Raw genomic sequence first — 25,389 nt, forward strand, 5'->3', positions numbered from 1 at the left:
AAAGCCTCAAATGAGTATCAAACGTTTATCCATTTTTTTCTTATTTGCTATCGGTATTTCCGCTTTTGTTAATCAGGTCCACGGACAGGAAAAATTTTCTGGCAAAGCTGGTACCAGGATTTTTGACCGGGATTGGAAATTCTTAAGAGATAGTTTGCAGGGAGCAGAAAAGCCGTCGTATAACGACGCTACGTGGAATCAGGTGAATCTTCCTCATGACTGGTCTATATCGGATCTTCCAACCCCCTCGGCTGGGGAGGTTTCAGGTCCTTTTTCTCATAATAGCATCGGAGGCGCTGCTACGGGTTATACGGTAGGTGGAACCGGATGGTACCGTAAAGCTTTTATACTCGACCCGGAAAGTGCCGGAAAAACGGTGTCTATCAATTTTGATGGCGCTTACATGAACGCAGAGGTTTGGCTAAATGGTCATTATTTAGGTATTCAGCCCTATGGCTATATACCATTTCATTACGAGCTCACGGCCTACCTGAACAAACCCGGAAAGGTCAATGTTATTGCTGTAAAGTTACAGAACGCAGGTAAAAACAGCCGTTGGTATAGCGGTTCGGGGATCTACCGTCATGTGACTTTAAGCTTGTCGAATTCTATATTTATTCCGATTAACGGTCTTCATATTTACTCTTCAGGTGTATCAGCCGCTAAAGCGACAGTTGGATTGGAACTGACGGTGGTTAATCGATCTGAACATCCTGCTTTGATTTCCGTGTACACTAATATAATTAACAGCCATGGTAAAGTTGTAGGCTTCCTGAACAAATCATTGAGCATTAAAGCCAAAGACAGCACATTGGCAAAATATGCGGTGAGTTTGACAAGGCCAGACCTGTGGTCAACAGAAACTCCAACACTGCACCAGGTTACTGTTAAAATTAGGAAAGGAGCATCTGAAATGGATATGCTCAGCATGCCATTTGGTGTCCGTGGTATCGAATACAGTTCCAAGGGCTTTGCGTTGAACGGAAAAATTCTTAAGCTAAAGGGTGGTTGCATTCATCACGATAATGGTTTATTAGGTGCAATGGCCATTGATAGGGCAGAAGAGCGCAAAATCGAACTACTCAAATCCGCTGGCTACAATGCCATAAGAACAAGTCACAATCCGCCCTCGGAACAGCTGCTTGCAGCTTGCGACCGACTAGGTATGCTTGTTGTAGAAGAAGCGTTTGATATTTGGCATAAGCAGAAAAATAGCGATGATTACCATATTGCATTTGACAGTTGGTGGAATAAAGATCTTACCGCAATGATTATGCGGGACAGGAATCATCCGTCGGTGATCATGTGGAGTATTGGGAACGAAATACCTGAAAGGGTAGAGCCATTGGGGATCGAAACAACCAAAATGCTGTTAAATCGCGTTCATGAGTTAGATCCGGGTCGTCCCGTTACATCTGCTATTTGTAAATTTTGGGAAGGGCCTAACCATAAGTATACGTGGGACAGGGATACACCACCTGTTTTTGCGGTCTTGGATGTGTCAGGATACAATTACGAATACGAACGGTACGGGCCTGACCTGGCGAAGTATCCCAACCGGATCATTGTAGGTACAGAATCGTTTCCAAATCAGATGTTACAAAACTGGCGTGAGGTTGAAAAGTACCCTGGTGTGATTGGCGATTTTGTGTGGACTGCTTTTGATTACATTGGAGAGGCGACCCTCGGACACAGTAAAATCATATCTGAGAATCAGCCTCAAACTAAAACGAAAGATGTGTGGCCATGGTATTTTGGTGGTAGCGGTGACTTCGATTTAACCGGGGTTAAAAAACCCTCCGGCTTTTACAGAGACGTGGTTTGGAATAAAAGTAAAATTGAGATGATGGTTCATGCTCCCATACCCCATGGCATGAAGGAAGATCTTGGGCAGTGGAGCTGGCCCGATGAGCAGCACAGTTGGAGCTGGCCTAAAGCTAAAGGTGATTCATTGCAGGTCCGGGTATTTTCAAGAACCCGTCAGATCAGGTTAATGCTCAATGGAAAAAAAGTAGGTGAACAAATAATTCCGGACACAAGCATTACCGCAGTATTTAAAATACCTTATCAGCAAGGAGTTTTAACTGCACAGGCCCTTGAGAAAGGTAAAGAAATAGCGAGCACCACGTTAAAAACAGCGGGCAAACCGTATGCAATCCGCCTGATTGCTGACAGGTCGGTTATAAAAGCCAGCCTTAATGATCTTTCGTTTATTACGGCTAAAGTGGTCGATGAAAATGGTGATATCGTTCCTTATGCAGATGATTTTAAATTAAATTTTAAGGTTAGCGGAAAGGGAAAACTGATTGCTGTCGGCAATGGTAATCCTGAAGATCTCTCAAGTTTTCAGGCTTTCGAAAGAAAAGTCTGGCACGGGCAGTGTATGGCGGTTATCCAACCTGTTTATATCCCTGGCGAAATAAAGATCGAAGCCTCTGCAAATGGATTAGCCAGTGGTTCTTTAGTGATTCACAGCAAATAATTTAACCAATGAAAACTTATCACTTTCTGTTAAATGCAATAGGTATACTTGGTTGTTTAAGCCTGCAAGCACAAACTCATTCTGCCTCAAAAAATTATACATCTCTTGTGGATGTTTTTGTTGGGACCTCCGGCGATCACGGTCAGCTTACACCTTCCGCAACATTGCCTTTTGGATTGGTCAAGTTGGGCCCTGCAACTGACCCCACAAATCAGGCAGGCTATGACTATACCAGCCCACGCATTAAAGGGTTTACAATTAATCGAATGGAAGGGGTTGGTTGTAAAGGTGCAGGAGGAAACATTTTGGTTAAACCCGGTATGGGCAAGCGCGATACGACAAGTTATAGCTATGATAAAACTAGTGAACGCGCCGAACCCGGTTATTATCAGGTGATTTTAACAAAACCCACTATTGCATGCAGACTAACGGTTAGTAACGGGACAGGTTGGCAGGAGTTTACTTATAAGGAAGCGGGTAGCGCCTGGATTATGATTGATCTCTCTTCTTCCCTGGAACAATTGATTGCTGAACAGCATGAATTGAACGGGCAGTCGCTCAATGGGAGCGTAGAGGCATTTTCTGTATGTAAATTGGGCAAGTATAAATTTTATTACCATGTGAACATGGACCGTTCCGCTGATTCTGTTCGCCAGGACGGGCACCGGATATGGTATATGTTTACCGTTAAAAAAGGGGAGGCAATCAGTGTAAAAACGAGCGTATCTTCAGTTAGTTCGCAGCAAGCTGCAGACGATGCCCATGTTGAAGTTGGTAATAAAAGCTTTAATGAAATTAAGCATAAAGCTTCGATGGCTTGGGAAGAAAAACTGAGTAAGATTGATGTTCAGGGGAAGCAGGAATATGTGAAGCTTTTTTACACGCACTATTATCATGCTATGTTATCACCGTCTGATCTTAGTGGTACTTCGGGCAAGTATCGTGGGTCCGATGCTAAGCTTTACCATGCTAAGGATTATACACATTATCATGGCTGGTCGTTATGGGACAATTTCAGAACCGAAATGCCATTGCTTACAATTACTGAGCCAGCGGTTATGAATGATTTTTGCCGTTCACTGGTTGATCTTTATCATGAAGGGAAAGCCCCCTGGGCTACAGCTACAGAACCTTACCCAACCGTAAGAACCGAACATGCGGTCATCACGCTTCTGGATTGTTACCGCAAAGGCATCAATAAGTTTGATCTTAAATCCGTTTATCCATTGCTGGTTAAAGAAGCTGCCGCTTACCCCGATAAATCTCCGGATCAGCAACTGGAAAGCGCTTATGATTATTGGGCTCTGAGCCAGATTGCAAAAATACTGGGTAAGGATGATATGATCCGCTACGCTTTACAGGCTGCAAAATATAAAAACATATGGAAGGCCAAGTTTTTAAATATGAACGAAAACTCAGATATCGTGGGTGGAGATGGTTTATATGAAGGAACTTTATGGCAATACCGATGGTTTGTACCGTATGATATACGCGGTATGATGGAGTTAAAGGGGAATAAAGAATTTTTAAAAGAACTGGAGTATTTCTTTGAAAACCATTTATATAATCATGCCAATGAGCCGGATATTAGCGTGCCTTATCTTTTTAATTTTACGAGCAAACCCTATCTCACTCAAAAAATTGTAGATCAATTGCTGACCAAGCCGGTACGGGATGATTATGCGACCCATGGAAAATTTAAAACACCTTACATAGGACTAACTTACGAATTAAAACCGGATGGCTACGTCCCCGAAATGGATGATGATGCGGGAACGATGTCTTCCTGGTATGTTCTGGCTTCGATGGGTATTTACCCTGCTAATGTGGGTGACCCGGTATATACGTTATCTTCTCCAATTTTTAATAGTGTAACTATTAAAGTCTCAAATAATAAAAAGTTCCGTGTTATCTCGGAAAAGCGTACTGATCGTGCCATATATATACAAAAAGCATGGCTGAATCGTAAACCGCTCAAACGCAACTGGATTACCCATAAGGAAATTATTAATGGAGGAGTGCTAAAGTTTCTGTTAGGAGAGAAGCCAAATCCAAAATGGGGTATCTCGACACCTTATTTAACAACTTTAAAAAGACAATAAGTAAATGATAATCCGTAAAAATATTAAAAACATGATGTGGCTATGGGCTACTATTGTGCTAAGCAATGTCCAGGTATGTCCAGCTCAAACCAAAAGCGTGCTTGCGGCTATGTCCTACAATGTCAGGTCATATGGCGCCAAGGGTAACGGAAAAAATTTAGATCATAATGCAATCAATAAGGCTATTATAGATTGCAACGCGCACGGAGGCGGTACTGTATATGTACCTGCCGGCACTTATCTATGCGGCAGCATCAGGCTTAAAGACAATATAAACCTCTACCTTGACGCTGGCGCTAAAATACTGGGTGCTCCTGCCGAACTCAAAGCTTATGATGAACCGGAGGCCTTTACAGACACGGCCTACCAGGATGGAGGACACACTTATTTCAAAAACAGCCTGATATGGGGTATCGGTCTGTCAAATGTTTCTATTACGGGAAATGGGATGATTGACGGCGGCGGGCTTACGCGGAAAGACAAGGAGATTGAAGGGAAGGTTTTAGGAGGATCTATAGGCACGGGAGATAAGGCTATCGCACTAAAACTATGTAAAAACGTGCTGATAAGAGACATTACTATCTTTCACGGCGGTCATTTTGCTATTATTATTACCGGGTGTGACCGTACCACGCTGGATAACCTGAACATAGACACGAATAGAGATGGAATTGATATTGATTGTTGCGTAAATACCGTAGTAAGTAACTGCCGGGTCAATTCTCCGGGAGACGATGCGATCTGTCCTAAAAGTTCTTACGCATTAAATAAGCCTGTTTTTACAGAAAACCTGATTATAACTAATTGCCAGGTATCAGCATTCGAAGAAGGAACCCTGATTGATGGGCGCAGAATTCCCCATGCAGTAGGGTGGTCCGGCGGCAGGATCAAATTCGGTACGGAATCTAACGGAGGTTTCAGGAATTGCGTAGTTTCTAACTGTACATTCTGGCACAGCAATGGTATCGCGCTGGAAGAAGTTGATGGAGGAACGATCGATAATATTACTATATCCAATATAACGATGATGAATGTCAACCATTACCCTATTTACGTCACACTTGGTCAACGCAACCGGGGGCCTAAAGCCACGATGAAGATGGGCGTGGTTCGCAATATCCTGATCAGCAATATCTATGTTATCGGCGCCGATTCCCTTAGCGGCATTCAGCTCACTGGAATGCCAGGCTATCCGCTTGAAAACATAACCTTACAAAATATCAATATTCAGTACAAGGGAGGTGGTACAAAAATCCAGGGTCAACGTAATTTTCCGGAATTGGGAAAAGGCTACCCAGAACCCTTTTTATTGGGTGTAAACCCGGCTTATGGGATTTACGGACGGCATATAAGGGATTTAAGATTATATAATATGAGCTTTACCACATTGAAACCCGATGAACGACCGGTAATCATAGCCGAAGATGTAAACGGATTAGAGATAGACCGCTTTAGATTTCCAGTTGCAACGAATGATTTATTTAGGTTCACCAATGTTAGCAATCTCAGCATAGAACACGCCCCAGCACTCGATAAGGCATTGAAAAAACAATCGAATTAATTTAAATAAATTACCGTCATGAAAAAGGCGATATTTTGCGCGACCATTTGGTTTTTAAGTTGTAATTGCGGTCTTCAATGGCCGACTTGTTTTGGATTGCAAAAGAAACAAAAAGGGACTGGGGAAAGTTAGGCTTCTTAAAGTATCCATTTGTTTATGATGAGCAGACACTTAACTGCAACTATCAAATATGGTAGCGTTAATACATCTGATATACGCTGATTATTTACGAAGGAATTCCCACTCTGCATTACCTAAAGTAGGACAAGCAATGATTTCAAGCTAATCAAATTGTAAGTCAGTGAAACTAATGTAGGCTTGGGGTGGCTATAAAGATTAGTTTTGGTTGCTGATACTAACGATAGTTATATATTGGCTTTAATATATAAAGCGATTGTAAATCTTCTTAAGGGATTTTTTTGGTGAATTGAGGGGGCGACAGGGAAAATACGCAAAGCATTAAAAATAATTCAAAATATTTGAAAAACCGGTTTTATTAATTTAATGTTATCAGGAGAAGCAGCTGATAATAAATTTTGCAAATTGTTCATAAAATAATATTTATAAATTTGCAAAACCGGTTTTATTAACTACTTTTGTTTTATACCAATATAAACTACCCGCAATCATTAAGCGGATCTATTCTAATAACACCATTAGCTTCAAAATATGAGAAGAAGACTTACTGACGTACTTTTCTTTGCGGTTTCATTTCTTGTTTCCAATATTTCATATCGTCAAAAAAAGGACTTGAAATATATTCATAGATTGGTCATTAGCGGCTTTGTGAGATTTGCAGATTTAACATTCCGCAAGAATCAATCTTGTTTGCCGACTTACTTTTTCAACGAATGTTTTGTCCTTACTACATTGGTTAATTTCATGATTCGAAGTATGGTCCGTTATCAAATTTAAGCGTTCATGGCTTTGAATAATTATTTTTAAATCATGTGTAGGAAATACAACCGTTTACATAGGAGAATCCGGTTATTTCAGGTTTAGATGTTTTAAAAAAAGAAGGAAGATTAATAAATATTATAAATTATTGCAAAACCGGTTTTATTGATTTAATATTGCCTATACCAATTATAATGTGCTTCAGTGATAAGCGCTATTTAAAATACCTAATAAGTCCTGCTTTTAATTATTGTTATGAGAGAATTTCTTACAAAGTTAGTGGTACTAGCTACCGTCTTGATTTCAGCTGATTCTGCTATTGGTCAGACTACCCAATTTACTGATTTGCCTAAATGGGCTTTAGGCGGATTTGTTAGACCTAAAAGTGTAAATCCTATAATAACGCCTAATCCCGCATCAGTGTTTACTGATCCAATGACTAATAAGGCTATTGCCTGGGAGGCAAATGATACTTTTAACCCTGCCGCAGTAATAAAAGAAGGTAAGGTGGTTGTTTTATACAGGGCTGAAGATAAGAGCGGTGTAAGGATCGGGTCACGAACATCACGTATTGGTTATGCAGAAAGTATAGATGGTATACACTTCAAAAGGAAAGGTAAACCTGTCTTATTTCCCACAAATGATAGTCAAAAGGAGTTTGAGTGGACAGGTGGTTGCGAAGATCCCCGGGTAGCAGTTACGGAGAATGGTTTGTATGTGATCTTTTATACTCAATGGAACCGTAAGTTACCACGGTTAGGTGTAGCTACCTCAAAAGATTTAATAAACTGGACTAAGCATGGTCCTGCGTTTGAAAGCGCTTATTCAGGTAAATTCCTTAATATCCATCATAAATCAGCATCTATAGTTACAAAATTGGTGGGTGATAAGCAAGTAATTGCTAAGATAAACGGTAAGTACTGGATGTATTGGGGAGAACGACATGTTTATGCAGCCACATCTAGTAATTTAACAGATTGGGAGCCGGTTGTAGATGGCAATAACGAGCTTAAAGAATTAATATCTCCACGTAAGGGCTATTTCGATAGTCAGTTGACAGAGTGCGGTCCTCCGGCTGTTATCACAGATAAGGGCATTGTTTTGCTTTACAACGGTAAAAATTTGGCAGGTTTAGGAGGTGATTCCCGCTTAAATGCTAATTCTTACTCAGCCGGTCAGGTTCTTTTTGATAAAACAGATCCAACAAAGGTATTAGCCAGATTAGATGTTCCCTTTTTGAGACCAACCGAAGCTTTTGAAAAAAGTGGTCAATATGTGGATGGTACAGTGTTTATAGAAGGTTTGGTATATTTCAAAAAGAAATGGTTTCTATATTATGGCTGTGCCGATTCAAAAGTAGCTGTAGCCGTTTACGATCCGTCTGCTGAAGCTTTACCCGATCAAATGCTCACCACAACTTCAAATTGATGCTACCTGCAAAAATAGTGTAATGCCTATAGGAAAGATTTAGCTTTTGTCTTGAGAAAAGCCGTTTCCAACTTTATCTAAAATGTAATGAACCAAATTAATAAACTTATGATAAAAAATTTACGAACATCCCTGATCTATTCATCAATTCGACAGTTCATATTTTTGAAACGTGTAATTAAAACGGGGCGGGTATTGTCCCTGTCGGTTGGTCTTTTGTTAATTGCGCTGTCTTCCGTAGCTCAAAGTCAGACTAAAGTATCTGGAATTGTTACAGATAACGTTGGTCAGGTACTACCCGGAGTTACTGTTAAAATTAAGAATGCTAATGGGGGAACTATCACTGATGCTAAAGGTGCTTATACTTTAGTAATGCCTGCGGGAAAAAACACACTCATTTTTTCTTTTACTGGATTTGATACAAGGGAAGTATTGGTAAGCGGTAATAGGGTAGATGTTAAATTACAAGATGCGATAAATTCGTTAAACGACGTGGTCGTAATTGGATACGCTACTCAAAAACGGGGTGATCTTACTGGTTCAATTGCTTCAGTTACCGAAGGTTCAATCAAAAATTTTGCAGTAACTAATGTTTCGCAGTTATTGCAAGGTCAAGCTGCGGGCGTGTATGTAGCCAGCAATTCGGGCCAACCTGGAGATCCAGCATCAGTAAGAATCAGAGGTTTCAATTCGACAAATAACAATAACCCGTTATATGTTGTCGATGGTCAGTTTTTAGACGATATAAACAACGTTAATCCTAATGATATCGCAAGTATGGATATCTTAAAAGATGCTTCGGCCACAGCTATATATGGTTCGAGGGGTTCAAACGGTGTCATCGTAATTACAACAAAACAGGCAAAAAAAGGCGACAATATTGTTTCCTTTGACAGTTATGCTGGGCTTAAATCAAATTATGCTTATCCAAGGCCACTAAATGCAGATGAGTACTATGAACAACAAACTACCGCAGTAAGAAATCAGCAGCCAGGCCAGCCGGTTGCAGATACAAGGCTTACGCAGCAATATTTAAAGGGATATAATACCAATTGGTATGATGCCCTCAATCAAACTCCTGTATTTCAAACCTACAATCTGAACGTTAGAAATGGTACAGAAAAAGCGAGAACAGCTCTTAGCTTAAATTATCAAAATGAACAAGGCAGTATTATTACTACCCGTTTTCAAAAGGCAATAGCGCGTTATGTAGCCGATTATGATTTAAGTAAAAGGATTAAATTAGGAATTAACATAAGCCAGATATACTACAAGCAAAATTATTTAGGAGGCTTGCCTGGGTTTGCGTATATATTTATGACAGACCCACTTACACCGGTAATCAATCCTAATATAGATCCTAGTAGTGACAATTATGAGTTTAACAAGTACGCTCCTGCAGAATCATCATTTCAAACAAATTCAGTTGGTTTAATAAAGCGTAGAGATGTTTATGTTGACAATTATAATACACAGGGTAACATTAATGCCAGGATAAACATTTTTAAAGGACTAAGTTTTTATACACAATCAGATTTAGACCTTCGATTATTCAGATACAACACTTTTACTCCTTATTTTGTTGAAACCACAGATGTGTATAATACTGCGAGAGCGGATACAAGATCTAACTTAGTTAGTAATCTGGAGGCTCAAAGAAATCAAACTTTAAATTACACCTTACGTCAGCAATTAGAGTATAACAATAAGTTTGGTAAACACGCTGTTACTGCTCTGTTGGGAACCACTTATGAGAAACAAACGGGCAATACATTAAGCGCCAGGAGAAATGGTACGCCAAGTAATGATGAAGAGTTTCGTGTAATTGATGCCGGAACCACTGGAATTGCCAATGGGGGAGGACGTAGTTCAATAGCCATATTATCATATCTAAGCCGTGTTGGATACAATTATGACAACCGATACTTGTTAAATGTAAATTTTAGAGCAGATGGCTCTTCAAGATTTAGAGAAGGTCAACAATGGGGTTATTTTCCATCTTTTGGATTGCGCTGGCAAACTAGCAATGAAGCGTTTTTTAAAAAGCTTAACATTAATAAGTATGTCTCGAGTTTGAGTTTAAGAGGAGGTTATGGCTTAACAGGTAATCAACAAATTAATAGTAATAACGCAGCCTTCTCATTTATAGGGACGTCAACAGCAAACGTATATAATTTCGGTACAGGACTTGTTAATGGCTATGTTCCAACCAGTTTTGGTAACGAAAACTTAAAGTGGGAAGTTAAAAAAGAAACGAATATTGGTATAGACGCTGCATTCTTCAAAAGTAAACTAAATCTGACTGCAGATGTGTTCAGCAAAAAAACTGAAGGCATTTTACTGCAGATTCCTTTACCCGCTTCTGCCGGTTATAATGTTAGTGGCAATTCCCTTCCGTTCTCTAACGCCGGTAATATGACTAATAGAGGTTTGGAAATAACCTTGAATTACAGGGACAACATCGGAAAATATGCCAGTTACAGAATTGGAGGTAACGCATCATTTTACGAAAATAAAGTAACATCCCTTGGTAACGGAAACCTGCCACTTTTCGGCACAGTTTTACTAAATAATCTAGCAGTTAATAAAACTGAAGTTGGTGGCCCTATATCCAGGTTTTACGCTTACAAACGGCTGGGTATATTTCAAAATAAAGATGAAATTACAAATTACGTATCGTCCACAGGTAAAATATTACAGCCTCTCGCTCTACCTGGTGAATTCAAATTTCAGGATACCGATGGAAATGGTGTGATAAATGATGATGATCGTGTATACGTTGGCAATCCCCATCCGGATATGATTTTTGGGTTTAATCTAGGCTTCACCTATAAGGATTTTGATATTACAGCATTATTTCAAGGCACATTAGGGAACGATCTGTTTAATTCTTTAAAGAGTTTTGGCCAGCCTAAGAACAGTAATGGCTTAGCAATTGCACTTACAAATGCATGGAAAAAGGAAGGAGATGACGACGACTGGCCAATTATAATGAATGGTAATCCAGGTACAAATGCTAACTATCGCAATTCTTCCTGGTATGTAGAGGATGGCTCATATCTAAGATGTCAAAACGTTCAGATTGGCTATTCCATACCATCATCACTTCTTGCCAAAGCCCATCTTATTAGAAGTTGTAGGTTTTTTGTAAGCGGACAAAACTTGTTCACCCTTACTAAATATACGGGGTTAGATCCGGAAATAGGGTCAAGCAATGTGCTGAATTTAGGTTATGATCCGGTAAGATACCCTACAGCGCGTACAATAACGGCAGGATTAAATATTCAATTTTAAGAAAACGGATTTTCTCTATCTATTTCAAAGTTCAAAAGAGGTTATAATAAAATAAAAAGTATGAAAAATATAAAATTTTATTTGTCACTGGTCATTCTATCATTTGCCGCTGGCGCATGTAAGCGAGAGATTACACAACCCATTTATGGGGTACAAAATGTTACTGAATTTTACAAAACAGAAAGCCAGGTTCAGCAAGCACTAACTGGTGTGTACATCCAATTAAAAACATATGGTCGCGAATTTTCCATGAACCACATGTTACTCGGTGATAACTCTACAGATGATGGTGTTGGTGAAGATCCCCTCGGACAATTTGTTCCAGTGTTTCCCAATGAGTCAGTTGTAACTCAGCGTTGGCAAACCTTGTATTTGTGCATTGCCCGTGCAAATGAAGTTATCACATTATCCAGTGATGCTGTAGGCAACCAAGCTACTATTACGAAATACATTAACGAAGCAAAATTATTGCGTGGATTCTGTTATTACAGTTTAGTTACGGCCTATGGTGGTGTACCACTATTCACAAAACCTGTTACACCTAACGAGGCGCTAACTACTCCCCGCTCAACGGCTGACGAAGTATGGGCGCAGGTAATTTCCGACATCACTGCCGGAACCGCATTGCCAGCCAGACCGCAATTAAGTGCTGCAGATAAGTTCAGAGTTACCCGCGGATTGGCTTATGCGCTTCTAGGGAAAGTGTATATGTTTCGCCGGGATTTTACGAATGCAGAATTAGCGCTTAAAACGGTTGTTGAATCAGGAGATTATACATTGCTGGCCGATTATGGTAACAATTGGCGAACCGAAGGATCAACAGAATCGGTATTTGAAATACCTTACACACAAACTACAGAGGTAACTCTCCAGATTGGTACGCAAATTCCACAGGCATTTTCACCCAATATTGCAGGTAATGCCAATTATACGGGAGGTAACGGTCATCAACCAACACTTGATTTGTACAATGAGTTTGACCTGGATGATCCAAGAATTACTTATACGTTTACTCAAACAGGAGACAGATTCTTGAATGATGCAGCAGATCAAGATAACTCAGTAAATTATCGTACTCGCTTATTTGGACGTAAAACTACAGTGCCTTATTACTTAAGATCTGGCTTTACGTTTTTGCAAATTAGTTACAACGTACGTCTAATTCGTTTTGCCGATATTCTGTTACTATATGCAGAAGTTTTAAATGAAAACGGCAAAAGCGGCCAGGCTTTAACTTATTTAAATCAAATAAGGACAAGAGCAAGACAAACACCTCCTTTAGACCCTCAACGATCTAAACATGCATATGTGCCGCCAACTAATATTGCCACCTCTCTTCCTAACGTCACTACTACCGATCAAAATCTATTGAGGTTAGCCATATGGCATGAAAGGCGTTGCGAGTTAGGTATGGAAGGATGGAGAAGAGAAGACCTTATTAGACAGAAACGTTATGGCGAGGTGATGAGAGCCTATTCAACCAGACTTGTAGGGTACACCTTCCCAAAACAGGGAACAGGTTTCCGCGATGATAGAGATTATTTACTGCCTATACCAGCAAATGAAGTTACTTATACTATCGGCGTGGTTAAACAGAACCCTAATTACTAATTTGAAACCTTCAACTAAAACTAATGAAAAAAATTATCGGCATACCCTTACTAATTAAGTGTTTATATCAAGAGGGTGCTGTTTTGTTCACCGTATTATTGTTTTGCTGTTCATTTACATCACAAGCCAATAATATTGATTCGTTAAAAGCAGAAAAGGATTATCCTGCGAATCCTATAAAAAAGGAAGGATGGCTGCTAAGCGTTAACGATGAATTTGATGGAACAAAACTTAATGAGAAGCTGTGGATACCTTATTACTTGCGTCACAGATCCAACAAGGATTTGAGGGCTGAATATAAGTTCGAAAATGGTTGCCTTGTGCTTCAGCGAAATTCTGACGGATGTTCATCTATTCAAACTTTTGAACGAACTGATTTGCATAAGCTAGGAGTGAGACAAATACCAACAAAAATAAACTTTGTACAGCAATATGGATATTTCGAAATAAGGGCGAAATCTCAAACGGGTAAAGGGCATTGTATAGCTTTTTGGTTACTAGGTATTCAGGAAACACCGGCTCAAAGCGCCGAAATTGATGTAGTTGAACAACCTGGCCACTATGGTAACTATACCGGATTGTCGAGTCTTCATTTATGGGGCGACTCTACGCTTAAGCCTAATTCTGTAGAAAAAAGGGATTTTGGACAGAAGATAACCGCAAAGCAAGATCTTACAACATCGTTTAATATCTATGCTTTGGAGTGGACACCCTCTACGCTCAAGTATTATCTGAACAACGAACTCGTACTTACTGTACCTAGGTCGCCTCAATATAAGATGGGTATTTTGATATCCTTTTATCAGGGTGATAAAAGCTGGTTTGGACCAGTTGACAAATCTATTAGTTATCCGAAGGAGTTTGCAGTTGATTATTTTAGAGCATATACAAAAAAAGGTAATAAATATTAACTACAATACTGTTTCATAACATCATTTATAATAATTATTATGGAAAAAAATACTCATCAGGATGAAAATATAATCCTTAGTCAAAAAGACAGTAAATCTGCTAAGGAACAGCGACGATCGTTCCTGAAATATGCCGGTGCTGGTTTTGCTGTTTTAGCGTCAGTATCCACTGGATGCAATAAAGAAAAGGAGTTTGATAAGCAAGATCCTTATGACTTTGGATTCGATTTTAAGAGCGGAGACATTGCGATTTTGAATTATGCTTATGCATTAGAACAACTTGAGGCGGCTTTTTATACTCGAGTAACTAAATCTCCAACCTTCACAACATTATTTAACGCTACAGAACAGTCGTTTTTAATTGATATCCGCGATCATGAAATTGCGCATAGGGAGTATCTTAAAGTTGTTTTATTAAAACAAGGTATTGGTGCACTTGATTTAGATTTTTCCAGTATCGACTTTACTAACCGGACGTCTATTTTAACCAACGCCAAGGCTTTTGAGGATTTGGGAGTGTCAGCCTACAATGGTGTAGCTTTCTTAATAAAATCACCGGTTTATTTGCTTGTTGCCGGAAAAATTTCTTCGGTTGAAGGAAGACATGCTGCAGTGATCAGCAATCTGCTTAAGCCGGGTTCATTTGCAGATCCGTTGGCCACTGGTGGTACACTTGATTCAGATGGATTAGAAGTAGCAAAAAGCCCGACTCAGGTTTTAAGCATTGCTTCCAAGTATATTAAATCGGCTATAATTACTAACAACCTACCTAACTTTTAAAGAAAAGATTATGAACTTTTTGAACATATTGAAAGAAATAGAAGAATTTGATCCAGAAATTGGAGATAGGATAAATCCGAGAAGAAAAGCTATTTCCAGCATCACCGGTTTCGGTTCAAAGGTTGCCGTTGCGGCGCTTCCATTTGCCTTAGGTACTTTATTTAAAAAAGCTTATGGAGCCACACCAACTGAGATAGTTAATATTTTAAACTTCGCCCTCACGCTTGAATATTTAGAGTATGAACTATACAAACGGGGAACAAGTACAACTGTAGCTGCAACCTTCACTACACAAGGGCAAACTGCTGCCGTAGCAACTGATTTGGCAAATATTACCAATCACGAATTGCAACATATCAATTTCTTAATTAAAACGATCAATGCGCTTGGTGGTACTCCAAGAACGCCATTAAAATACGATCCAATACCTACAGTAAGTAATTTCGACTTCACCGGTGGTGGAAAGTTCAATGCAGTATTTACCGATTATGATACTTTTTTAGGTTTAGCACAGGTATTTGAAGATACAGGGGTAAGAGCTTACAAAGGTCAGGCTGCGCAATTATTGGGAGAAAAGGTTGTACTAACAGCAGCGCTAAGCATTCACACCGTTGAAGCCAGGCATGCTGCCCACTTAAGAATGCTGCGAAGGGCCAGAAAAGTTGAAAACAACAAGGGTGCCGCACCTGCAACTTTCAAGCCTTGGATAAGTGGTACTACTGCCACCACTGCTGGTGCCGGCCCTAACGATACCGGCTTAGGTGCAAATGTGGATTTAACTTACTTTGGTACAGTAAGAGAAAACGCTACGGCACAACCAAGTGAAGACCGTCCTATTAACATTAATCAAATTGGCTCTATAGAAACAGGTTTAGTGTTGCCGGTTACCGCCGCTATAGAATCATTTGACGAGCCGTTAACTACAGCTGAGATTATTGGAATAATTACCCCTTTTTTACCAAGAGGGTTTTAATGTCCAGTTATTTAATTATTAATTAGAAAATCATGAAGAAGGGAACAGGTTTCATTATTCCTATACTATTTATATTAGTTTTCACGCAGTGCAAAAAAGCGGAGATCATCGAAAACGCTGCAGAAACGCAAACCGATGAGGCGAGCATTCATAAAACGCTTTCGGGGCCAAGTCCAGGAGTTACGTTTTTTGAAAATATAAGCTACGGGGGGGTGTCCTGTATTGCCCTTAGCCCGGGCAATTACACAACCAGCCAGCTTAATAGTTTAGGAATACCGGACAATTATGTTTCGTCCGTGAAGGTTCCAACGGGTTACAAGCTTACAATGTATCAAAATGACAATTTTACAGGGACATCCTGGGTATTAAATGGCGATACACCCAACTTTACCACTCTTTCCCCAAGTGCCAACGATCAAGTATCGTCTTGTAAAGTTGAAGCTGCTGTAAATGTTTATGCTGATACTTATGCAGGAGCTACAGCAGCGTTGGCAATTGGCTATTATACAAAAGCTCAACTTTTAGCCTTAGGCATTAGTGATAACACGCTGTCGTCGGCAAAAGTGCCCGACGGCTTATTACTTACAGTTTACGACGGCGATAATTTCACAGGGAGTTCATGGCAACTTACCCAGGATAAAAATTTCGCATCTATTACCGGGTTGAATGATGTAGCAACGTCTGTAAGTGTAAGGGTACGGGATTTTCCTGCAAACCCGCTCGCGAAAGCTGGTTATACCGTAACAAAAGATGATGAATTTAATGGATCAAATTTGGATCTTGGTCTTTGGGTTCCTTACTATCTGCGTCATCGTGCATCTCAAGATGCGGATGTGGCAGCACAATATGTAATGCGGGACGGTTGCCTGGTTTTGCAAAGGGTAGGTGACGGAACCTCTTCTGTACAAACTATCGACCGAACTAACTGGCATAAAAATGGGAGCAGAACGATTCCAACATTAATTAATTTCTCTCAAAAATACGGGTATTTTGAAATCAGGGCCAAGGCACGAAAAGGAACAGGTTACTGTTCTACATTCTGGCTTGTGGGTGAACAAAATACGGCTTCAGAAACTGCAGAGGTAGATGTTTTGGAGCAACCAGGACATTACGGTCAGTTCGCCATATCTTCCAGCTTACATAACTGGGGTGATGCAACTTTAACTACTTTGGGTACTGGAGCACACGGAGTTACGCCTAACGTTACCGAAACATTTAATATTTACGGTTTAGAATGGACACCTACCGAGTTAAAGTTTTACTTTAATAATACGCTTTATTATACTATACCTCAATCTCCACAATATAAAATGGGTGTATTGTTATCCTTTTATCGTGCTACAGGCGCGTGGTTTGGTACGGCAGATCCGGCTGATATAGGAGAAACCAAAGAATTCATGATAGACTATTTCCGGGCTTACTCAAAAAACCCGTAGAACTTAATAAATTGATTTTTAACCAAATTCTAAAATTAATATTAAATCTAAAAAAATGAGAAATCAACTCTACATGGTATTGGTGCTCTTTCTGATGATTGTCAGTTCCTGCAAAAAGGCTGAACAACAATCAAGCAATGCTGATGCCGAAAACTTATCAAAATCACCGCCAGCTAAACAAACACAATCCACTTTCGGGCCCCTGCCTGGTGCAACTTTTTATTCAGCTGCCAGCTATGGAGGAACTGCTGTTCTGCTAAATGCGGGTACTTACACTAAAGCTCAGTTGGCTGCTAAAGGCATTGCCGATAACACTGCCTCATCGATCAAAGTGCCCTTCGGAGTTAAAGTAACAATGTATCAAGATGATAATCTTACCGGTACATCCTGGACATTTACTTCGGATGAAACAAATTTCACAACTTTGACACCTTATGCCAACGACCAGATGTCGTCTTGCAAGGTCGAACTTTATGCCACTTGCTACCAAAACACCAATTACGGAGGCACCGCAAGTCAGCCTTTAACGGTAGGCAGTTATACGCTTGCACAACTTAACGCTAAAGGTATACTCAATGATTGGGTGAATTCGATTAAGGTACCCCGAGGCCTAATTGTTATCCTGTTTGCAGACGATAACTTTCAAGGAAAAGCTTGTACTTTTTCCGGTAATGATGCTACCATGAGCTATGTACCTTACAACGATATTGCTGGTTTGGTATCGTCCTGTAAAGTGATTGCGGCACCGGGCGAGATCGCTATCAATCCATCAACAAAGCCAGGTTATACATTAACAATGGCAGATGAATTTAGTGGTACAAGTTTGGATACCACAAAATGGTCGCCGTATTACTTCCGTGGACGAACATCGACAGATGCGGAAGCAGCAGCAGTGTACACCGTTAGCGGCGGGTCACTGAACTTGAAAATTTTGCAGAACTCCACTCACTCTAATTCGGGTATACAGTCGGTCGAAGATTATCAGATGCATTTCCTTGGTGGGCGTGCAATACCAAGGAAAATCCTCTTCGCGCAAAAATACGGTTATTTCGAAGCGCGGATCAAAACGCAGCATGGTAGTGGTAGCTGCTCCTCTTATTGGATGATCGGTGCGCAGGATGGCGGTACGATAGAGTCGGCAGAAGCGGATATTATTGAGCAGCCCGGAAGCTATGGCGATTATGGATATCCTACGCATTATACCGACCATACCCTTGGTGGTGGCGGCGTAACAGAGGCGGCTGTTTATAATTATACTTTACCAAATTTAACCGATAGTTATAACGTTTACGCATTGGAGTGGACACCGACCGTAATGAACTATTATTTTAACAACGTTTTATACTGGACAACACCCAACAGAACGGATTATCGTATGGGTGTAGTTTTCTCATTGTATAACGCTTCCAGCGGCTTTTTCGGAACGCTCGATCCTAGCATTCCTTACCCTAAAGTAATGCAGGTCGATTATTTCAGAGCTTACAGTAAGAACCCATAACCATTATTAAAGGCCATTTATGATTTTAATAAACTTCATCACGTGCGCTCATTATTGTACGTGATGAGGTTTTATTTATAACTACCAGGCGGAAAATAATGCTAAAGTAACATATCGTAATCATTTGATTAAGTGGATTTAAGAGATTCTTGCCCTTTGGCGGCGGTTGAGTATAAGCCTTGATAATACCGTGTTTTTTAGCACTGTCAAAGTGAAGTCTTCAATAATTTAACGATATAACTAGCAATTAATCAAACGCAGATTGTGAAGCACCTCAAACCGTTATTCACTTTAGCTTTACTTCTTTTGATATGTAGTGCTGGTTTCTCACAGATCAGGGTGGCTTGTATTGGGACTGGTCTGATTAAAGTGCAGGACGGTGTTCATATAGCTGATTCATTGTCTTATCCTGCACAACTCCAAAAAAAATTGGGCAGCAGCTACGCCGTTCTGAATTATACGGTGAGTGGCGCAACTGTAGTCTCGAAGGGCGGGAGGTCTTATAGGGATGAAAAAGTGTACCAGCAGGCAATGGCCAGTAAGCCGAATGTGGTTTTAATGGAATTTGGGATAGAGGATAGCAAACCAATAAACCGAATTCATCTGGATGAATTTTTGAAAGATTACAGGGAACTGATCCACTCATTTAAAGCAGTTTCTCCGAAAGCGCGCATCATCTTGTTGTTACCACCGCCTTCATTTAAACCGGATACCGCGGATGTATGGGACCGCGTGTTAACGGGTAAAATATCACCGCTCATACAAAAACTGGCCTATGAAGATCAACTGGAAGTCATCAGCCTTCGCTTACCTCTGATTGACCAGCCAACGCTCTTCAGGGATTTAATTCACCCAAATGCTCAAGGTATAACAATCATAGCAACCCGCCTGAATGAACTGCTCAGTGCTCAGCACACCGGAGCGTTAAGCTTTTTTGCTGGAATTGCTCCATCACCCCATATCTCCTCATTTTATGGTTACGCTTGCACTGACTTCAAATTTCAGGGGAGGGATTGTAAGGTAGTACAACCTAAATGGTCGGCAGTTGGTCACCCCTGGATCTGGCGAGCGCGATTTTGGAATACCGAACCCCAAACGGATGTGGCCTTACTTGAACGGGGTTATCATTTAGTCTATTGCGACGTTGCGGAACTTTACGGCAACTCTAAAGCAATTAACATCTGGAATGATTTTTATGATCTTATGCAACAAGCCGGCTTATGCAAGAAGGTTGTATTAGAAGGTATGAGTCGTGGTGGCGTATACGTTTACAACTGGGCGGCTGAAAATCCTGAAAAAGTGGCCTGTGTATATGCAGACAACCCAGTATTAAATCTGAAAAGCTGGCCGGGCGGCAAAGGTAAAGGTCCCGGGAGTAAGAAAGATTGGGAACTGGTTAAGGTCGATTACAACCTAATTTCCACATTAGATGAAGATCGTTTTAGCGAAAGTCCTTTAGACAAGGTAGGGAAAATTGTAAAAGGTCGTTATCCAATGTTGCATGTTTTGGCAGACGCCGACGAAGTGGTGCCACCAGATGAGAACACCATTCCATTCGAACAGCAGGTGAAATCATTAGGAGGTACTATAACAGTTATTCACAAACCCGGATTTAAACATCATCCTCATAGCCTCACTAACCCGGCGCCCATAGTGAATTTTATTATCAATGTTGTTTCAAAACCAATTCAGTAAATACAATTTAGCTTCTAAATTAACCAATGTAAAGCGGTCGACCCTTACAGCTAATATGAAAAATAGACATACAGACAAAATATACATATGCCTATTCATAGCTCTGTTTTTCACTGTAAAAACAAATGCTCAACCAGTTCCTTTGATTGGTGCCCCGTACCAGGCTAATGATGAATTATTCCAGCAATACAGATATCCGGATTGGTTTCGTGATGCTAAATATGGCATTTGGGCTCATTGGGGGCCGCAGGCTGTTCCAAGATGGGGCGATTGGTATGCCAAAAAAATGTATATGCAAGGCAGTGATCAAAATAAGTATCATATTTCACACTACGGGCCACCGTCTCAACTCGGGTATAAGAATATCATACCTTTATGGAAAGCGGAGAAATGGAATCCCGATCAGTTGATGAAGCTTTACAAGAAAGCAGGAGCGAAGTATTTTGTAAGTATGGGTTCCCATCATGATAATTTGTTTTTGTGGAATTCCAGGATACATACCTGGAACTCTGTTAATATGGGGCCGCACAAGGATATTGTGGGGTTATGGCAGCAGGCAGCTAAAAAAGAAGGTCTCCGGTTTGGTGTATCAGAACACCTGGCAGTTAGTTTCAACTGGATTCAAATTGCTCATAGCTCAGACAAAACCGGACCGCTGGCTGGTGTTCCTTATGATGGTGCTAACCCCAAATACGTCAGCCTTTATCATCAGCCTTCAACCGATGTCACCACTCGGTTGACCCATAATCCAGCTTATCAACAGGAATGGCTGGCGAGCGTTACTGAACTAATTGACAATTACCATCCTGACCTACTGTATTCAGATAGCGTACTTCCTTTTGGAGATATAGGCCGTGCGATGCTCGCGCACTATTATAATGATAAGTTAGCCGGAAACGGCGGCGGAACAGAAGCTGTTTATACCGCAAAACAGATGTCAGGCGGTAAATGGCTACTGGATGTAGAGCGGGTTGTGCTCGACTCTATCAGCCCTTATCCATGGCAGACAGACACTTCGATCGGGGATTGGTTTTACAAAACGGGTCAGCAATATAAAAGTGCAGATGATATAGCTCAAATATTGATAGACGTAGTTAGTAAGAATGGGAACCTGCTGATTAATATCGTTCAAACCCCTGAAGGCGATCTTGAACCTGATGTACTTGCTATAATCGAAGGTATGGCCACCTGGATCGCTGCAAATGGTGAAGGAATTTACGCAACACGCCCATGGAAAATTTATGGCGAGGGACCGTCGACCATTAAAACCAACCAGCAAAAAGGACGTTACGGCGGACTATCTGATACGTACATATATCGGCCAACCGACATTCGTTTTACCAGTAAGAGCGATAACATCTATGCTTTCTGTGTGGATCGTCCGGTGGTTGCTGTCAAATATTTTTTTTAGGAAAATAATCTGTATTTACTAATAAAAGTATAACAGCTGTTACTTTACTCGGGAGCAATGAAAAACTAAGCTGGAAGCAGGAGGACGAAGCGCTGGTGATTGAAAACTCGACAATCTTCCTTCATGGCGGGTAACGGGATTTAAGATTTAATTTAAAAATTATATAATGGCAACCAGTGGTAACTGATGTCTCCGGATTTGATCATATCTCTATTCGCCAAAACATAAAGATTAATAAAATGAATAATATAACCTCTACTACTATGACAACACTATTTAAAGCGCTGAACATTATTTTTACGCTAACCATTTTCACCCTTTTTACATTCGGTCAATCAAAACAGATTACAGTTCCCATAAATTATGATTTCGGGCCAGGAAAAGCAGCGACTGGGTTTACCCAAATAAGGGCAAATCAGCAATTCACCGCTCAAAAAGGGTTCGGTTTTTTGTCTACCGCCGGGTTACAGGAAATATCAAGACAAAGAGGATCTGAGCTTACCAGTGACTTTATTACAAGTGATAACCCATTTTACTTCGCGCTAACCTTGCCCGACGGTAACTATGATGTGAAAGTTACTTTTGGAGACAGCGAGGGAACATCGTCCCAGACGCTTCGTGCTGAGAGCAGGCGGTATATGTTCCCCAATACAACAACAAAGGCTGGAGAAATTAAAACTGCAGTTTTTACGGTTCATATGGGGAGCAGTGAAATAGATGCGGAGAGAAAAATGCAGATCACCGATCGGGAAGTAAAGCTCATGCGTTTTGATAAACTGCTGACATTGGAATTTGCTGGCTCCGAAACTAAGATTTGCGCTTTAGAAATTCGTAGAAACGATCAGGCAGTCAACATTTTTCTGGCGGGAAATTCTACTGTATGTGATTGGGAATCAGAGCCCGGCGCAGCCTGGGGCATGATGATTCCGGCTTTTTTTAAAGCCAAAAAAGTTGCTGTAGCAAATTATGCGGAGTCGGGTGAAACGATGCTTGCTTTTGAAAAAGAAATGCGGCTTGCAAAAATTTGGCAGATGGCTAAAGCCGGCGATTATTTATTTATGGAATTTGCGCATAATGATCAGAAAGATGGTATCAATCATCTGGATGCGGAAACTACTTATAAACAAAAACTGATGGAGTGGATCATTGAAGCACGCAAACGTCACATTAACCCGGTTATGGTCACTTCCACTTCTCGCCGTAGTTTCAATCAGGCAGGAGTGGCCACAAATAGCTTAGGTAAATTTCCGGACGCAATGAGGAAACTGGCCAAAGACGAAAATATTCCAATAATTGATCTTAATGCGATGAGCATGGTCCTCAATCAAACCTGGGGTGCGGAAGGGTCTGCTAAAGCCTTTATAGATGGAACTCATACAAATGTTTATGGTGCCTATGAACTTGCACGATGTATAGCGGGTTCGCTCATGAAAGCTGCTCCGGAACTCGCCAAATATGTGAAGCAGGATTTTAAACAGTTCGATCCTTTGAATCCAGATGATCCATCCACAATTATTTGGCCTCCAGGGCTTAAAGTTTATAATTTTAAGCCTTTAGGTAACTAATGGCTTGTTTAATAACGTTCAGGTGCCCTTAACTTCCCTGTTTGTAATTTTGTAGTCGCTCAAATTCAGTCTGATAAAACTCAATATGAATAATTCGCACAACCGTCGCCGCTTCGTGAAACAAGCGTTGACTTTAAGCGTACTCCCAATTTTACCTGCTATCGCCAAAGCCTCGGTTAAAACAGTTTTAGAAAACGTTGATCCTGGGTATAAATTTTTATTCCAGGGTGATTCAATTACAGACGGTGGCCGGGGTAGAAACTTGGATTGGAACCATGTGCTCGGTCAGGATTATGTATACTTAATTGCCAGTAGATTATGGTATGATCATGTTAAAAGTGATTTTCATTTTTTTAACCGGGGTATCGGCGGTAACAAGATTACGGATCTGGCTTCCCGCTGGCAGCAGGATACGCTAGACATTAAACCTGATTTGTTGAGCATTATGGTTGGCGTAAACGACGTATCTGCATTTGCCAAAGGGGATAATAATTTTTCTGTTGAAAACTACAAGCAAAGGTACCGCGCACTTTTGGATGACACCATAGCAAAGTTACCTCATATCCAGATTGTGATATGTGAGCCTTTTTATTTGGTGGTTAATAGTAAAAAGCGGGAAAATTTCGATGTATATGCCGCTGAATTTGACAAATATAGGCAAGCTGCTCGCCAGCTGAGTATTGATTACAACACCATTTTTGTTCCTTTTCAGGATGTTTTCAATAGAGCATTAAAAAAAGCACCTGCTGAATACTGGATATGGGACGGCGTACACCCTATGCCGGCAGGACATGAACTAATGGCCCGTGAATGGATTCATCATGTAGAAAAGAAACTTAAGTTCATTAGATAACGTGCGGGATTTAAATTCAATGACATCAATTTCAACCCGATGAAATTTAATTTACCAAAAATTCCCTTTGAAGCGAGCACCTTGGGTAATTTATAAGACAAGCAGCCTTATCGGTTAAGAAGTCATCTTAGAAGAAACTGTATAAAAGGGTATGGAGCGGGCGGCTTTTATAGTCGGTAAATGAGATGCAGGCCTATTACATAACAGTTTGGTTTAGGCAAGCCTGCGTATCTTGGGCGTGGTTAGGAACAAAGTATTCGTTGGCAATTAAAAGGACGAAGGCAATTACAGTCGTGAAAAGATAAAATGTCAATAGCATTGAACTCGGAATATTTTTGAATCAGGCTTTAATAATTAACTCATCTCAAAACACTATTTAATTTTTTTTAAGATAAAATATGAAAAAGTATTGTTTTGCTCTGGATCTCATTGATGATAGTCAATTGATAGCCGAATATGAGCACTGGCACCGAAAGGAAAACAGTTGGCCGGAAATAAACGATAGCATTATTCGTGCAGGAATAAATACTATGGAGATCTATCGAACCGGTAACCGTCTATTCATGATTATGGAAACCACTGACACATTTTCGCTTGAAGACAAGGCGCTTAGTGATTTAGCAAATCCTAAAATTAGGGAGTGGGAGGAGATGATGCTGAAGTATCAGCAACCATTGCCATGGGCACCGGATGGTGAAAAATGGATACTAATGAATTTAATGTTTCACCTTTAGCAACCTCGTTTATTCTAATAGACACGTACTGATTATTATGCATGCTATCGCTAGCAAGAACGGCGCGTGATTTTGAAAAATTAGCTTTCCCGTTATGATTCCTGAAATGTGATATTAGAGCAAAACAAGTCGGTTTTGCCAGAAAGGGATTTGGGGGC

General features: G+C 40.5%; 16 protein-coding genes. All 16 read left to right on the plus strand.

The features are described 5' to 3' along the window. Positions 1 to 10: 10 nt before the first annotated feature. The 16 genes from ACFQ3S_RS08805 to ACFQ3S_RS08880 all read left to right on the plus strand — a co-directional run bounded on the left by ACFQ3S_RS08805 (position 11) and on the right by ACFQ3S_RS08880 (position 25,231). Positions 11 to 2,482: a glycoside hydrolase family 2 TIM barrel-domain containing protein gene (locus ACFQ3S_RS08805; protein WP_377163410.1), complete on the plus strand. Its 2,472-nt coding sequence runs from the start codon at positions 11 to 13 to the stop codon at positions 2,480 to 2,482. 8 nt (positions 2,483 to 2,490) lie between these two features. Continuing rightward, a complete protein-coding gene (locus ACFQ3S_RS08810; protein ID WP_377163412.1) occupies positions 2,491 to 4,584 on the plus strand; it encodes a glycoside hydrolase domain-containing protein in 2,094 nt (697 codons plus the stop codon). A gap of 4 nt (positions 4,585 to 4,588) precedes the next feature. Further along, on the plus strand, positions 4,589 to 6,145 hold the full coding sequence (locus ACFQ3S_RS08815; RefSeq protein ID WP_377163414.1) for a rhamnogalacturonidase: 1,557 nt from the start codon (positions 4,589 to 4,591) through the stop codon (positions 6,143 to 6,145). Between the two features lie 1,152 nt (positions 6,146 to 7,297). Beyond that, the gene (locus ACFQ3S_RS08820) at positions 7,298 to 8,470 is read left to right on the plus strand and encodes a glycoside hydrolase family 130 protein (RefSeq protein ID WP_377163416.1); all 1,173 of its coding nucleotides are present in this window, start codon (positions 7,298 to 7,300) and stop codon (positions 8,468 to 8,470) included. Positions 8,471 to 8,557: 87 nt separating this feature from the next. Continuing rightward, positions 8,558 to 11,764, plus strand: coding sequence for a SusC/RagA family TonB-linked outer membrane protein (locus ACFQ3S_RS08825; protein ID WP_377163418.1), 3,207 nt, complete (start codon positions 8,558 to 8,560; stop codon positions 11,762 to 11,764). A gap of 60 nt (positions 11,765 to 11,824) precedes the next feature. Next, the gene (locus ACFQ3S_RS08830; protein ID WP_377163420.1) at positions 11,825 to 13,375 is read left to right on the plus strand and encodes a RagB/SusD family nutrient uptake outer membrane protein; all 1,551 of its coding nucleotides are present in this window, start codon (positions 11,825 to 11,827) and stop codon (positions 13,373 to 13,375) included. Between the two features lie 23 nt (positions 13,376 to 13,398). Further along, complete coding sequence (locus tag ACFQ3S_RS08835) at positions 13,399 to 14,286, plus strand: glycoside hydrolase family 16 protein (RefSeq protein WP_377163422.1); 888 nt, start codon at positions 13,399 to 13,401, stop codon at positions 14,284 to 14,286. Positions 14,287 to 14,325: 39 nt separating this feature from the next. Next, on the plus strand, positions 14,326 to 15,066 hold the full coding sequence (locus ACFQ3S_RS08840) for a ferritin-like domain-containing protein (RefSeq protein WP_377163424.1): 741 nt from the start codon (positions 14,326 to 14,328) through the stop codon (positions 15,064 to 15,066). Between the two features lie 10 nt (positions 15,067 to 15,076). Next, a complete protein-coding gene (locus ACFQ3S_RS08845; RefSeq protein WP_377163426.1) occupies positions 15,077 to 16,039 on the plus strand; it encodes a ferritin-like domain-containing protein in 963 nt (320 codons plus the stop codon). A 32-nt stretch (positions 16,040 to 16,071) separates the two neighbouring features. Next, complete coding sequence (locus tag ACFQ3S_RS08850) at positions 16,072 to 17,475, plus strand: family 16 glycosylhydrolase (RefSeq protein ID WP_377163428.1); 1,404 nt, start codon at positions 16,072 to 16,074, stop codon at positions 17,473 to 17,475. Between the two features lie 55 nt (positions 17,476 to 17,530). Then, complete coding sequence (locus ACFQ3S_RS08855; RefSeq protein WP_377163430.1) at positions 17,531 to 18,973, plus strand: family 16 glycosylhydrolase; 1,443 nt, start codon at positions 17,531 to 17,533, stop codon at positions 18,971 to 18,973. Positions 18,974 to 19,237: 264 nt separating this feature from the next. Continuing rightward, complete coding sequence (locus tag ACFQ3S_RS08860; RefSeq protein WP_377163432.1) at positions 19,238 to 20,668, plus strand: GDSL-type esterase/lipase family protein; 1,431 nt, start codon at positions 19,238 to 19,240, stop codon at positions 20,666 to 20,668. A gap of 55 nt (positions 20,669 to 20,723) precedes the next feature. Beyond that, a complete protein-coding gene (locus tag ACFQ3S_RS08865; protein WP_377163434.1) occupies positions 20,724 to 22,079 on the plus strand; it encodes an alpha-L-fucosidase in 1,356 nt (451 codons plus the stop codon). Between the two features lie 263 nt (positions 22,080 to 22,342). Continuing rightward, positions 22,343 to 23,644, plus strand: a complete 1,302-nt coding sequence (locus tag ACFQ3S_RS08870) for a rhamnogalacturonan acetylesterase (protein ID WP_377163436.1) — start codon at positions 22,343 to 22,345, stop codon at positions 23,642 to 23,644. Positions 23,645 to 23,729: 85 nt separating this feature from the next. Next, complete coding sequence (locus ACFQ3S_RS08875) at positions 23,730 to 24,497, plus strand: SGNH/GDSL hydrolase family protein (protein ID WP_377163438.1); 768 nt, start codon at positions 23,730 to 23,732, stop codon at positions 24,495 to 24,497. A 398-nt stretch (positions 24,498 to 24,895) separates the two neighbouring features. Beyond that, complete coding sequence (locus ACFQ3S_RS08880) at positions 24,896 to 25,231, plus strand: L-rhamnose mutarotase (protein ID WP_377163440.1); 336 nt, start codon at positions 24,896 to 24,898, stop codon at positions 25,229 to 25,231. Positions 25,232 to 25,389 lie beyond the last annotated feature (158 nt).

Origin of the sequence: Mucilaginibacter terrae (assembly GCF_042679325.1) — a bacterium.
GTDB lineage: Bacteria > Bacteroidota > Bacteroidia > Sphingobacteriales > Sphingobacteriaceae > Mucilaginibacter > Mucilaginibacter terrae.

Coding starts and splice junctions, on each gene's coding strand:
- ACFQ3S_RS08805 (WP_377163410.1), top strand. CDS start 11: ATGAGTATCAAACGTTTATCCATTTTTTTCTTATTTGCTATCGGTATT.
- ACFQ3S_RS08810 (WP_377163412.1), top strand. CDS start 2,491: ATGAAAACTTATCACTTTCTGTTAAATGCAATAGGTATACTTGGTTGT.
- ACFQ3S_RS08815 (WP_377163414.1), top strand. CDS start 4,589: ATGATAATCCGTAAAAATATTAAAAACATGATGTGGCTATGGGCTACT.
- ACFQ3S_RS08820 (WP_377163416.1), top strand. CDS start 7,298: ATGAGAGAATTTCTTACAAAGTTAGTGGTACTAGCTACCGTCTTGATT.
- ACFQ3S_RS08825 (WP_377163418.1), top strand. CDS start 8,558: ATGAACCAAATTAATAAACTTATGATAAAAAATTTACGAACATCCCTG.
- ACFQ3S_RS08830 (WP_377163420.1), top strand. CDS start 11,825: ATGAAAAATATAAAATTTTATTTGTCACTGGTCATTCTATCATTTGCC.
- ACFQ3S_RS08835 (WP_377163422.1), top strand. CDS start 13,399: ATGAAAAAAATTATCGGCATACCCTTACTAATTAAGTGTTTATATCAA.
- ACFQ3S_RS08840 (WP_377163424.1), top strand. CDS start 14,326: ATGGAAAAAAATACTCATCAGGATGAAAATATAATCCTTAGTCAAAAA.
- ACFQ3S_RS08845 (WP_377163426.1), top strand. CDS start 15,077: ATGAACTTTTTGAACATATTGAAAGAAATAGAAGAATTTGATCCAGAA.
- ACFQ3S_RS08850 (WP_377163428.1), top strand. CDS start 16,072: ATGAAGAAGGGAACAGGTTTCATTATTCCTATACTATTTATATTAGTT.
- ACFQ3S_RS08855 (WP_377163430.1), top strand. CDS start 17,531: ATGAGAAATCAACTCTACATGGTATTGGTGCTCTTTCTGATGATTGTC.
- ACFQ3S_RS08865 (WP_377163434.1), top strand. CDS start 20,724: ATGAAAAATAGACATACAGACAAAATATACATATGCCTATTCATAGCT.
- ACFQ3S_RS08870 (WP_377163436.1), top strand. CDS start 22,343: ATGACAACACTATTTAAAGCGCTGAACATTATTTTTACGCTAACCATT.
- ACFQ3S_RS08875 (WP_377163438.1), top strand. CDS start 23,730: ATGAATAATTCGCACAACCGTCGCCGCTTCGTGAAACAAGCGTTGACT.
- ACFQ3S_RS08880 (WP_377163440.1), top strand. CDS start 24,896: ATGAAAAAGTATTGTTTTGCTCTGGATCTCATTGATGATAGTCAATTG.